Here is an 11,731-nt window from a genome sequence, read left to right as displayed (position 1 = left end):
ATTATTTTGGCACTGACTTTTAGCACGCTGTTGAGTTCTCAAGAAACGAGCCCGTGAAGTTCCGGCCCTTTCAGGCGTTTCCCTCGCGGTGTGTTTCCAATTTAGCAGGTTCTTCGAGGGAGTCAAACCGGCGATTTTCGCGCCATTTTGATTCCCTCCCCGGAATCCGCACACCGAAAAGTACCATTCTCCGGACACCGGAAATCACGGTATTCGAGGATCGGATGGTTCTGAGTGAGGAGTCCCGCCGGGGCCGGCCACCTTGCGGCGTCCTGCATCCCCTTCTCCGGGTCGGCCTGTCCACTGTAACTCCGGCAGGCGTCAGCCCGCACGGGTTTTTCGTGGATCGGCTTGTTGAGCTTACGCACGGGTCCTACAGGAGTCAAACCGTGACGCGGCCGGGGTGGCGTGGGCCACGGCGCCCTTGTACCTTCTACTGATCAGTAGCCGGGTGTGACCTGCTGGGAGGCACGGGTTGACGACTCTGACCGTCGCGGGCGCGCTCAACGAACTCAACGCCAGCCGGTTCGTGGTCGCGGGGGCCCTGGCACCGGCGCTGCACAGCATCAGGGCGTCCCGGCTGGTCGCCAGGCCCGGTCTGGTCGAGGTGCACGCCGATCCGGTCCGGTTCCGGGCCGTGGCCGATCCGCGGGGCCGTTCGCTGCATCTCGGCTGTGGTGCCGCTCTCTGCAATCTGCGGCTGTCGGCGGCCCAGGTCGGCTATGAGCCGGTCGTCCGTCTCCTTCCCGATCGCGGGCATCCGACGCTGCTGGCCCAGGTCCGGCTCGTCGGGCCGCACCGCTCGCGGCCGTCCGAACGTCTTCTCTACGCGGCGAGCCTGCGTCCGCTCCCGGCCCGTCAGCCGTACGGCGACCAGCGGCCGCCGGCTCCCGTTCTTCAGGAGCTGGCGGAGGCGGCGCGGCTGGCGGGGGCGACGCTCCACTGCCTTCCCCGGAGCGGTGGCCCGCAGACGGCGGTGATCACTACGCCCGGCGACGGTCCGGCGGCCTGGCTGCGGGCGGGTCAGGCGTTGCAGAGCCTTCTTCTGCACGGCGCCGTCCGGGCCGTCAGTGTGTCGTTCCTCCATGAGGTGTCCGGTGTTCCCGGTGCCCTGGACGCGCTGGCTCCCGGTGACACGCCGCAGATCGTCCTCCAGCTCGCGCGGACCGGTCTCTGACCCGGGCCCGGGATCAGGCCCGGGCGTAGAGCGCGACACGGAACGATGCCTCCGCCTCGATCACCGGGCCGAGTTCCGCGGTGCGGGCGGCGAGGACGTCCGCCGGAACGTGATGGGCGCTCGGGGTCATCCCGGCCAGCGTCGCGGCCTCCGCGGAGGTCAGCTCGAGCGGGACGGTCAGGTCCCGCTCGCCGGAGAGCGTGAAGGCGTCGCCGAGTGCTCCGGCCACCCTGCTGTCCTTGCGGGCGTCCACCGACAGCAGGCCGAGCGGCCCGATGAGGTCCGCCAGATGGCCGGGCCGCGGGGTCACGACGACCAGGCGGCCCCCTGGGCGCAGCACCCGGTGGTACTCGGGTCCGTTGCGGGGGGCGAACACGTTGATGACGACGTCGACCGCTCCGGACCTGACCGGCAGATCCGCCCACAGGTCGGCGACGGCCGCGCCGACGCGGGGATGGGCGCGGGCGGCGCGGCGCATGGCGAACTTGGAGATGTCGAGGGCCAGGCCCCGGTCGGCGGCGGCCATGGCGGCGGCGAGGTAGTGGCCGGTGCCCGCGCCGGCGTCGAGGATCGTGCCCTCGCACAGTTCGGTGAGGACGGCGGCGAGCGGAGCGTAGTGGCCCGCGTCCAGGAAGGCGGCGCGGGCTGTGACCATGGCCGCGGTGTCGGCGGTTCCGGTGTGGGCGTCTCCGCGCAGGAGGCTGGCGTAGCCCTGGCGCGCGACGTCGAAGGAGTGCCCCGAGGGACAGCGGAGGACGCCGTCCAGGGTCAGGGAGCCTGCGCAGAGCGGGCAGGCCAGCAGGTCGGCGACGTCTTCGAGCACGTCACCAGCGTAGGGGTCAGTCGGGGGACGGCCTGCGGCGGTCGCCGTGGAGCGGGATCGGCTTGTCGCCGCCCGGCAGCTTGAACGCCAGCCTCAGGACGCCGTCGGTGTAGTCGGTCTCGAGGCTGGCGCCGTCGGCGCCCTCGGGCAGGCGCAGGACCCGCCGGAAGAGGCCGTAGCTGATGCCGGCGTGGCCGCGCTCGTGCAGGGGGACGCGCCGCACCGCTCTGATCTCGAGGTGGCCTCGCTCGACGGAGAGGTCGATGTCCCTGGCGGGATCGAGGCCGGGAAGGTCGGCGCGGACGACGAAACGGCCGTCCTCGACGTAGTCCTCGGTTCTGATGGGCCGTCCGGCCTGACGCAGGCTTGCGACCGGGCGCAGGTCCCCGAGGCGGCGCAGGATGTCGGGGGTCATGGGAGGAGCCTCCGGACTTCGGCGGGTGGAGCCTCCCATCCGACTCCGCCCGTCAGTCCACGTCCAGCCTGACGGGCGGTCCGGTAACGGTCATGAATCGCTACTCATCGTGACATCCGGGGCTCAGCCGGCCTCGGCGATCTTCTTTCGGACGTCGTCCATGTCGAGGGCGCGGATCTGCTCGATGATGTTCTCGAGGGTGGCCTCCGGCAGGGCGCCCGGCTCCGCGTAGACGATGACGCCGTCCCTGACGGCCATGATCGTGGGAATCGAGCGGACGTCGAAGCGGGCGGACAGGCCCTGCTGCGCCTCTGTGTCGACCTTCGCGAAGGTGATGTCGGCGTGCTTGTCGGAGAGCTTCTCGTAGGTCGGGGCGAAGCGGACACAGGGCCCGCACCAGGAGGCCCAGAAGTCGATCAGCACGATGCCGTCGCCCTGTGCCACCTCGTCGAAGGTCTCCTCGGTGAGTGCGATCGTCGCCATGGGCGCGGTTCTCCTGTTCTGACGGTATTGAGGGCCCCGGAAGTGGGCACCCCGTAGAGCAGCGGACGGGCTCTGGCTATTCCCTGCCGGATCTGGGAATCACAGAGCCGTAATTAACGTTGGCAGTGTAGGGAGATCTCGACCAAAGAAGGGTCAGGATGGCTGCAACTCGTGGCGCGACCGTGGACACCCCCGACAAAGACCTCGTCGGCGCCTACCTCGACCGGATCGGGCGCCGGCCGCTGCTCGACGCCGTCGAGGAGGTCGAACTGGCCAAGGCGATCGAAGCCGGCCTGTTCGCCCAGCAGTTGATCGACTCAGGCGACGAGCTGCCCTCGGGCACTCGCCTGGACGAGCTGCAGGAAGTTGTCGAGCTCGGCCTCCAGGCCAAGCAACGCTTCGTTGAGGCCAATCTACGTCTTGTGGTGTCGATTGCGCGCAAATATCCGACAGAATCTCTGCCGCTGATCGATCTGATCCAGGAGGGCAACCTGGGCCTGATGCGGGCGGTGGAGAAGTTCGACTATCAGCGTGGCTACAAGTTCTCGACGTACGCCACGTGGTGGATCAGGCAGGCCATCGGCCGCGGCCTGAGCCACACGGCACGGGCGATCCGCCTGCCCGTGCACGTCGAGGAGGAGCTGTCCCGGCTGCGCAGGGCCGAGCGCACGCTGGGCCGGGAGCTCGGCCGGGATCCGAACCGGGACGAGCTCGCCGAGACGCTGGACACCACGCCCGAGCACGTCGACGAGCTGCTGCGCTGGCGGCGCGACCCGGCGAGCCTGGACGCGAGCGTCGACGACGAGGGCGAGACGCCGATGGGGACCCTGCTCCAGGACCCCGACGCGATCACCCCCGAGGTCGAGGTCGTGGCAGCCGACGACCTCGTCGGCCTGGCCAGGATGCTGGAGCGCCTTCCCCAGCGGGAGCAGGCGATCCTGCGGGCCAGGTTCGGCATGGACGACGGCGAGCCGCAGTCCTACGCCCAGATCGGCGCCAGGTACGGCCTGTCGCACAACAGGGTCCGGCAGATCACCGACCGTTCGCTGCGCAGGCTGCGGCAGCTGGTGATCGAGTCCGAGCGGACCGTCAGGGAGGTCAAGCCGCCGGTGGCGGCGTAGTAACCCGCCCTTTCGACCACAGGGCCGCCCGCGGAGGGCGAGCGAGGCCGGTGAGCGCCGTGGCGCCTGCCGGCCTCACCGTTTCCCGCGCTCTTTCCCCGGCCGTTTCCCGGCGGGCCCGAATCCCTCGTGTCTCGCCTGATGGGAAGGTGCAAGCGAAGCCTCAGGCCCGTTCCGCAAGCGCTTCCCTCACCGCCGTCTTACTCCGTGGACTTCGGGTGGCCGCCGGTCGGCGGGTGGCTTAGCCTGGGTGTTTGTGAGCACGCAGATTCCTGATCTCAACTCCTGGCGGAGCCGTCCGATCGTCCAGCAGCCCGAGTGGGAGGACCGCTCCGAGCTCGACGCGGTGACCGCCGAGCTGGCCGGGCAGCCCCCGCTGGTGTTCGCCGGCGAGTGCGACCAGCTCAAGGACCGGCTGGCGGCCGTGGCCCTCGGCGAGGCCTTCGTCCTCCAGGGCGGCGACTGCGCCGAGACCTTCGACGGCTCGGGCGCCGACGCGGTCCGCAACAAGATCAAGACACTGCTCCAGATGGCCGCGGTCCTGACCTACGCGGGCAGCGTCCCGGTGGTCAAGATCGGCCGGATGGCGGGGCAGTTCGCCAAGCCGCGGTCCAAGCCGACCGAGGTCCGCGACGGTGTGGAGCTCCCGGCCTACCGGGGCGACATGGTCAACGGCTTCGAGTTCACCCCCGAATCCCGCCGCAACGACCCGCAGCGCCTGCTGCGGGCCTACTACTCCGCGGCCACCACCCTGAACCTGACCCGGGCCTTCACCCAGGGCGGGTACGCCGACCTGCGGCAGGTCCACGCCTGGAACCAGGACTTCGTGGCGGGCAGCCCGGCCGGCCGGCGCTACGAGCAGCTCGCGGGCGAGATCGAGCGGGCCCTGTCGTTCATGCGGGCCTGCGGCGCCGATCCCGCGGAGTTCAGCGGCGTCGAGTTCTACTCCAGCCACGAGGCCCTGATCCTCGACTACGAGCACGCCCTGACCCGGGTCGACTCCCGCACCGGCAGGCCGTACGACGTGTCGGCGCACTTCCTGTGGATCGGCGAGCGCACCCGGCAGCTCGAGGGCGCTCACATCGACTTCATGCGCAAGATCCAGAACCCGATCGGCGTCAAGCTCGGCCCGACGACCAGCCCCGACGACGCCCTGGCCCTGATCGAGGCCCTCAACCCCGATCACGAGCCCGGCCGCCTGACCTTCATCACCCGCATGGGCGCCGGCAAGATCCGTGAGGGCCTGCCGCCTCTGGTGGAGAAGGTCGCCCAGTCCGGTGCCCCGGTCGCCTGGATCTGCGACCCGATGCACGGCAACACCTTCGAGGCCGAATCGGGCTACAAGACCCGGGCCTTCGACGACGTGGTCGACGAGGTCGCGGGATTCTTCGAGGTCCACCGGGCCCTCGGAACCCACCCCGGCGGGCTCCACATGGAGTTCACCGGCGACGACGTCACCGAGTGCGTCGGCGGCGGGCACGAGATCACCGAGCACGACCTGCACCACAGGTACGAGACCTACTGCGACCCGCGCCTGAACCGTCAGCAGTCGCTGGACCTGGCGTTCATGGTCGCTGAGATGTACGGGGCCGCCCGCTGACCGGGATCGTGATCTCGGCCCAGACCGTCTTGCCGCCGTCCGGGGAGCGTTCGGCTCCCCAGGCGGCGGAGTAGGCGTCCACGAGGAAGAGCCCGCGGCCGCCGTCGTCGAGCGCCTGGGGCTTGCCGAGGACCGGCATCCGGTGGTCGCGGTCGCGCACCTCGACCCTGACGCGATCGTCGAGGAGCATCAGGCGGAGCTCCAGCGGTGTGGCGGCGTGCCGGACGGCGTTGGCCACGAGTTCGGCCACGATGGCCGTCACGGGCTCCTCAGCGGCGCTGAGGGCCCAGGAGCGCATCGAACTGACCGTGAGCCTGCGTGCCTGCTCGACCGCCTCGGTCAACGGGGCGGCGCGGAGGGTCTTCTCTGAGTGCATCGGCCCCGCCCGGCTTCAGGATTCGCGGATGAGGAACCTGTCCAGGCCGGTCGTGCGCAGCACGTTCTCCACCCGTCCGTAAGCTCCCGTGACGATGAGCGCCGCGTTGCGCGCCCTGGCGTGCTTGTACGCCCTGACCAGCACGTTGAGCCCCGAGGAATCACAGAAATCGACGGCGGTGAGGTCGACGACGACCTCTGTCTCCCCGCTGTCGATCAATTGGGCAAGGCACTCCCGGAGACTCTCGGAAGAGTGCAGGTCGATGGAACCGCGCGCCGCTACCAGCGCCCGGCCATCCTGTCGCGATGTCTGCAAAGCCAGCCCCACAGCACCCAACATAACCTGATCGTCAGCCTGTTGCGCGCAGAACCACGATCGCCACGTCGTCCTGACCGGGTTCCGGGGAGAAGTCCTGCACCGCTCTCTCGACCGCCGCGGCGATCGCCCCGGCGTTCAGCCCGGCGCAGGAGGCGAGGACTTTCTCCAGGCCCGTACCGTCTCCGAGCATCCGCTCCCCGCATCTGCGCTCGGTCACCCCGTCGGTGACCGCGAGCAGGACCTGGCCCGGCAGGAGCTTGCGGTGGGACGCGGTGAAAGTGACCTCGTCCAGGACGCCGAGGAGCGGCTGCGGATGGGTGCCCTCCTCGATCGTCGCGTCGGTGGAGAGGATCAGCGGGAGCGGGTGGCCCGCGCAGATCATCGAGAGGTCTCCGGTCTCGGCGATCTCGCCGTGCAGGAGGGTCAGCAGCCGGCCGCGGTCCCCCTCGTCGATGATCAGCCTGTTCAGGCGCTCCATCACGTCCGCCAGGGCCATGCCCTCGCCGCCCAGGATGCGGAGGGCGTGCCGGGCCAGGCCGGTCACAGCGGCCGCCTCAGGGCCGGTGCCGCACACGTCCCCGATCGCGAAGCGCCAGCGCGCCACCCCGTCCGGGCCGGGCGGGACCTCGAACACGTCGTAGAAGTCGCCGCCGACCTCCGCGCCCTCCCCCGCCGGGTGGTAGGAGACGGCGAACTCGACCCACGGCGGCTGGGGAAGCGGGTCACGGGGCAGGAGGCTACGCTGGAGGGCCAGGCTGGTGGCCTTCTGCAACCCGTACAGGCGGGCGTTGTCGAGGGCCAGAGCTGATCGGCGGGCCAGTTCCTCTGCCAGCTCGTAGTAGTCGATGGGGAACCGGTCAGGGCGGCCGACCGCGATCGCGCCGAGCCTGCGTCCCCTGGCGATCAGCGGGACGGTGCAGGCGATCTCCTCGATCCACGGCTGCGGCGGGCCCTCGGGCGGCGCCCCCTCCTGGACGAGCCGCTCGGTGAGGGCGTCGGCGAGGTCCTCGTCGGTGTGCCAGACGTACACCGGGCGCTCGCCGTCCTCGGTGTAGGCGGCGCACCAGGTCGCCACCCTCGGGACGATCATCTGAGCGGTGAGCGCGAGGATGCCGTTCGGGTCGAGAGTACCCGCGAGGAGCTCGCTGGCTTCGGCGACGAAAGTCATCCACCCACGCCAGGTCCGCTCATTGAATTCGGCGGAAACGGCCACGTCCTTAATCCTGTCCCGTCGCTCGATCAATGACAGACTGCAATGGACTGCACTAGGAGCTCACCCTATGCCTCGTACATATCCTCGTTCCGGATCCGGAGCGAACTCGCGGCTCGACACCACCCCGCGCTACAGCGACGCGGACCTCGAGCCCCTGCTCCAGGCCCTCGCGCGGGTGCGCGATGGCGATTTTCGCGATGGCGGCGGAACCACCCCCGAGGGTGCCGTCGCCGAGGCTCTGCTGATGGTCGATCAGATCCGGGGCAGGGCCAAGCACCAGCATGACGAACTGGCGCGAGTGCGCCGGGAAGTTTCTCGTGAGGGGCATCTCGAAGAACGGCTCGCGCCCGGTCCCGGAGCCGGTTCATGGGCGGGCGGGCTCGACTCCGCGAACGCTCTCATCGACGCGCTGACGGGCCCCGCCCACGCCATGGCACGAGTGATCGACGCGGTCGCCGCCGGCGATCTCTCGCAGAAGGTGGAGCTGCGTTCGGCGGGCCGGCCGCTGCGCGGTGAGCTGCTCCGGATGGCCCGCTCGGTCAACCACATGGTCGACCAGCTCGACGCCTTCACCTCCGAGGTGACCCAGGTGGCCCGGGAGGTCGGCACCGAGGGAAGGCTGGGCGGCCAGGCCCCGCTCAGGGGCATGTCGGGACGCTGGCGCGACGTCACCAGCGCCGTCAACACGATGGCGGGGCGGCTGACGGCCCAGGTCCGCGACATCGCGGTCGTGACGACCGCGGTGGCCAAGGGCGACCTGACGAGGAAGGTCACCGTCGAGGCCGCGGGCGAGCTCCAGGAGCTGAAGCTCACGGTCAACACGATGGTCGACCAGCTGTCGGCCTTCGCCGACGAGGTCACCCGCGTCGCCCGCGAGGTCGGCACCGAGGGAAATCTGGGCGGCCAGGCCAACGTCCGGGGGGTGTCGGGGGTCTGGAAGGACCTCACCGACAACGTCAACGGCATGGCCACCAACCTGACCAGCCAGGTGCGGAACATCGCCCAGGTCGCCACCGCCGTCGCGCGCGGCGACCTGAGCCGCAAGATCACCGTTGACGCCCGGGGCGAGATCCTCGAGCTCAAGGACACCCTGAACACGATGGTCGACCAGCTGTCGGCCTTCGCCGACGAGGTCACCCGCGTGGCACGCGAGGTCGGCACCGAGGGCAACCTCGGCGGCCAGGCCCAGGTCCGGGGCGTCTCGGGCGTGTGGAAGGACCTGACCGACAACGTCAACAGCATGGCCACCAACCTGACCTACCAGGTGCGGAACATCGCCCAGGTGACCAAGGCCGTGGCTTACGGCGACCTGTCGAAGAAGATCACGGTCAACGCCCAGGGCGAGATCCTCGAGCTCAAGGACACGGTCAACACGATGGTCGACCAGCTGTCGGCCTTCGCCGACGAGGTCACCCGCGTCGCCCGCGAGGTCGGCACCGAGGGCAACCTCGGCGGCCAGGCCAACGTCCGGGGGGTGTCGGGGGTCTGGAAGGACCTCACCGACAACGTCAACAGCATGGCCACCAACCTGACCAGCCAGGTGCGGAACATCGCCCAGGTCGCCACCGCCGTCGCGCAGGGCGACCTGACCAAGAAGATCGACGTGGACGCCCGGGGCGAGATCCTCGAGCTGAAGCTGACGCTGAACACGATGGTCGACCAGCTCTCCGCCTTCGCCGACGAGGTCACCCGCGTGGCACGCGACGTCGGCACCGAGGGGCGGCTGGGCGGCCAGGCCCAGGTCAGGGGCGTGTCCGGGGTGTGGAAGGACCTGACCGACAACGTCAACGGCATGGCCACCAACCTGACCTACCAGGTCCGGAACATCGCCCAGGTCACCACGGCCGTCGCGCACGGCGACCTCACCCGCAAGATCGACGTCGACGCCCGCGGCGAGATCCTCGAGCTGAAGACCACGATCAACACGATGGTCGACACGCTCTCCTCCTTCGCCTCCGAGGTGACCCGCGTCGCCCGCGAGGTCGGCAGCGAGGGCAGGCTGGGCGGGCAGGCCGAGGTGGCCGGCGTCTCCGGCACCTGGAAGCGGCTGACGGAGTCGGTGAACGACCTGGCCTCCAACCTGACCACCCAGGTCCGCGCCATCGCCGAGGTCGCCTCCGGCGTGGCCAGCGGCGACCTCACGCGGTCGATCACGGTCGAGGCCCGCGGCGAGGTCGCCGAGCTCAAGGACAACGTCAACCTGATGGTGTCCAACCTGCGCGAGACGACCAGGACCAACAAGGAACAGGACTGGCTCAAGACCAACCTGGCCCGCATCGGCGGCCTCATGCAGGGCCACCGCGACCTCCTCCAGGTCGCCCAGCTGATCATGAACGAGCTGACGCCGACCGTCTCGGCCCAGTACGGCGCGCTGTACCTGGCCGAGCAGACCGGCGGCTCCCCCGAGCTGGTGCTCACCGCCGGATTCGGCGTCCCCCTGGACGCCACGGGCGAGGTCAGGTTCACCCTCGGCGAGGGCATCGTCGGCCAGACCGCGGTGGAGCGGCGGACGATCATCATCCAGCAGGCCCCCGCGGACTACATCCGGATCAAGTCCGGTCTCGGCGAGGCCGCCCCGTCGAGCGTGATCGTGATGCCGATCGTCTTCGAGGACCAGGTCCTGGGCGCGATCGAGCTGGCCTCGTTCGGCGGGTTCACCCCGGTGCACCTGGACTTCTTCGACCAGTTCACCGAGACGATGGGCGTCACGATCAACGCCATCATCGCCAACACCAGGACCGAGTCGCTGCTGTCGGAGTCCCAGCGCCTCACCCAGGAGCTCCAGGAACGCTCCGATGAGCTCCAGCGGCAGCAGGCCGAGCTGCGCAGGTCCAACACCGAGCTCGAGGAGAAGGCGGCACTGCTGGCCAAGCAGAACCGCGCGATCGAGATCCAGAACTTCCAGATCGAGCAGGCCAGGCGGACCCTGGAGGAGCGGGCCGAGCAGCTCGCGGTCTCCTCGCGGTACAAGTCGGAGTTCCTGGCGAACATGTCGCACGAGCTGCGGACGCCGCTGAACAGCCTGCTGGTCCTCGCCAAGCTGCTGTCGGAGAACAACGACGGCAACCTGACGTCCAAGCAGGTCGAGTTCGCCAAGACGATCTACGACTCGGGCACCGACCTCCTCCAGCTGATCAACGACATCCTGGACCTGGCGAAGGTCGAGGCGGGGAAGATGGACGTGCATCCGCAGCCGCTGGAGCTGGCGAAGCTCGTCGAGTACGTGGACGCCACGTTCCGGCCGCTGGCCCTCGACAAGGGCCTGGACTTCGACGTGCGGATCGAGCCGGGCGTCCCGGCGATGCTGTTCGCCGACGAGCAGCGCCTCCAGCAGGTCCTGCGCAACCTCCTGTCGAACGCCGTGAAGTTCACCGCGGACGGCGAGGTGCGGCTCAGCATCGGCAAGGGCTCCCTCGACGAGGTCACCTCGCCGGCCCTGCTGACCACCGGCGCGGTCGTGGCGTTCCGGGTCACCGACACCGGCATCGGGATCAGCGAGGACAAGCTCCAGGTCATCTTCGAGGCGTTCCAGCAGGCCGACGGCACGACCAGCCGCCGCTACGGCGGCACCGGGCTCGGCCTGTCGATCAGCCGGAACATCGCCTACCTGCTGAACGGCGAGATCCACGCGGAGAGCCGGGTCGGGCACGGCTCGGAGTTCACGCTGTACCTGCCCGTCGAGTACGCGGGCGCCGTGGGAGAGGTCTTCCACACGCCGGAGGTGATGCCGCCCGTGATCGAGATCCCCGGCACGCCGCCGGTCGCCGCGCTCGGCGGGTTCATCGACGACGCCCCGGCCGACTACCTCGATCTGGTGCTGTCGGGCCGCAAGGTGCTCATCGTCGACGACGACGTGCGGAACGTGTTCGCCCTGACCAGTGTCCTGGAGGGCTACGGCATGGACGTGCTGTACGCCGAGGACGGGCAGGCGGGCATCGATCTGCTCCAGCGCAATCCCGACGTCTGCCTGGTGCTCATGGACGTGATGATGCCGGGGCTCGACGGGTACGCGACCACGGAGGCGATCCGCGGGATGCCGCAGTTCGCGGATCTTCCGATCATCATCATCACCGCGAAGGTGATGAAGGGCGACCGCGAGGACAGCCTGGCCTCGGGCGCCTCCGACTACGTGCCGAAGCCCGTGGACGTGGATCATCTGCTCAGCGTCATGAGGACCTGGCTGCAGCGCTCGGAGGCGAACTGAA

10 protein-coding genes are annotated in these 11,731 nt (G+C 69.5%); 4 read left to right on the top strand and 6 right to left on the bottom strand.

Annotation, left to right across the window (positions count from 1 at the left end):
• The first annotated feature begins 475 nt into the window (after positions 1-475).
• Positions 476-1,177: a hypothetical protein gene (locus ABD785_RS37545; RefSeq protein WP_344838538.1), complete on the top strand. Its 702-nt coding sequence runs from the start codon at positions 476-478 to the stop codon at positions 1,175-1,177.
• A 13-nt stretch (positions 1,178-1,190) separates the two neighbouring features.
• Here the strand turns inward: ABD785_RS37545 and ABD785_RS37540 are convergent, their stop codons facing one another.
• The 3 genes from ABD785_RS37540 to trxA all read right to left on the bottom strand — a co-directional run bounded on the left by ABD785_RS37540 (position 1,191) and on the right by trxA (position 2,898).
• Complete coding sequence (locus ABD785_RS37540; RefSeq protein WP_344838535.1) at positions 1,191-2,000, bottom strand: putative RNA methyltransferase; 810 nt, start codon at positions 1,998-2,000, stop codon at positions 1,191-1,193.
• A 16-nt stretch (positions 2,001-2,016) separates the two neighbouring features.
• Positions 2,017-2,415, bottom strand: coding sequence for an Hsp20/alpha crystallin family protein (locus tag ABD785_RS37535; RefSeq protein WP_344838532.1), 399 nt, complete (start codon positions 2,413-2,415; stop codon positions 2,017-2,019).
• Between the two features lie 123 nt (positions 2,416-2,538).
• Positions 2,539-2,898 carry a thioredoxin gene (trxA, locus tag ABD785_RS37530; RefSeq protein WP_344838529.1) on the bottom strand — a complete coding sequence of 120 codons (360 nt, stop codon included), beginning with the start codon at positions 2,896-2,898 and terminating at the stop codon, positions 2,539-2,541.
• A gap of 158 nt (positions 2,899-3,056) precedes the next feature.
• Between trxA and ABD785_RS37525 the strand changes: the two genes are divergently transcribed.
• The gene (locus ABD785_RS37525) at positions 3,057-4,019 is read left to right on the top strand and encodes a sigma-70 family RNA polymerase sigma factor (RefSeq protein ID WP_344838526.1); all 963 of its coding nucleotides are present in this window, start codon (positions 3,057-3,059) and stop codon (positions 4,017-4,019) included.
• A 256-nt stretch (positions 4,020-4,275) separates the two neighbouring features.
• Complete coding sequence (locus tag ABD785_RS37520; RefSeq protein ID WP_344838523.1) at positions 4,276-5,619, top strand: class II 3-deoxy-7-phosphoheptulonate synthase; 1,344 nt, start codon at positions 4,276-4,278, stop codon at positions 5,617-5,619.
• Here ABD785_RS37520 and ABD785_RS37515 read toward each other — a convergent pair.
• From ABD785_RS37515 to ABD785_RS37505, 3 genes are read right to left on the bottom strand one after another with little or no spacing between them, the layout of a single operon-like run.
• Complete coding sequence (locus ABD785_RS37515) at positions 5,585-5,995, bottom strand: ATP-binding protein (protein ID WP_344838521.1); 411 nt, start codon at positions 5,993-5,995, stop codon at positions 5,585-5,587. The genes ABD785_RS37520 and ABD785_RS37515 overlap by 35 nt on opposite strands.
• A 15-nt stretch (positions 5,996-6,010) precedes the next feature.
• Entirely contained in the window at positions 6,011-6,322 is a 312-nt protein-coding gene (locus ABD785_RS37510; RefSeq protein WP_344838519.1) for an STAS domain-containing protein, read from the bottom strand.
• A gap of 22 nt (positions 6,323-6,344) precedes the next feature.
• Positions 6,345-7,481, bottom strand: a complete 1,137-nt coding sequence (locus ABD785_RS37505; RefSeq protein WP_344838516.1) for a SpoIIE family protein phosphatase — start codon at positions 7,479-7,481, stop codon at positions 6,345-6,347.
• A 112-nt stretch (positions 7,482-7,593) separates the two neighbouring features.
• On the opposite strand from ABD785_RS37505, the gene ABD785_RS37500 reads away from it, so the two are divergent.
• Positions 7,594-11,730 carry a hybrid sensor histidine kinase/response regulator gene (locus ABD785_RS37500; protein ID WP_344838513.1) on the top strand — a complete coding sequence of 1,379 codons (4,137 nt, stop codon included), beginning with the start codon at positions 7,594-7,596 and terminating at the stop codon, positions 11,728-11,730.
• The last annotated feature ends 1 nt before the right edge of the window (position 11,731 follow it).

The sequence above is a fragment of the Actinocorallia longicatena genome, from assembly GCF_039534125.1.
GTDB lineage: Bacteria > Actinomycetota > Actinomycetes > Streptosporangiales > Streptosporangiaceae > Actinocorallia > Actinocorallia longicatena.
Note: the sequence above shows the minus strand (reverse complement) of the source record. Positions and strands in the feature narration are given on the sequence as shown.

What these genes read in the sequence shown, in the direction of transcription:
- ABD785_RS37535 (WP_344838532.1), bottom strand. Translation starts at nt 2,415, where the DNA reads ATGACCCCCGACATCCTGCGCCGCCTCGGGGACCTGCGCCCGGTCGCA.
- trxA (WP_344838529.1), bottom strand. Translation starts at nt 2,898, where the DNA reads ATGGCGACGATCGCACTCACCGAGGAGACCTTCGACGAGGTGGCACAG.
- ABD785_RS37525 (WP_344838526.1), top strand. Translation starts at nt 3,057, where the DNA reads ATGGCTGCAACTCGTGGCGCGACCGTGGACACCCCCGACAAAGACCTC.
- ABD785_RS37515 (WP_344838521.1), bottom strand. Translation starts at nt 5,995, where the DNA reads ATGCACTCAGAGAAGACCCTCCGCGCCGCCCCGTTGACCGAGGCGGTC.
- ABD785_RS37505 (WP_344838516.1), bottom strand. Translation starts at nt 7,481, where the DNA reads ATGACTTTCGTCGCCGAAGCCAGCGAGCTCCTCGCGGGTACTCTCGAC.
- ABD785_RS37500 (WP_344838513.1), top strand. Translation starts at nt 7,594, where the DNA reads ATGCCTCGTACATATCCTCGTTCCGGATCCGGAGCGAACTCGCGGCTC.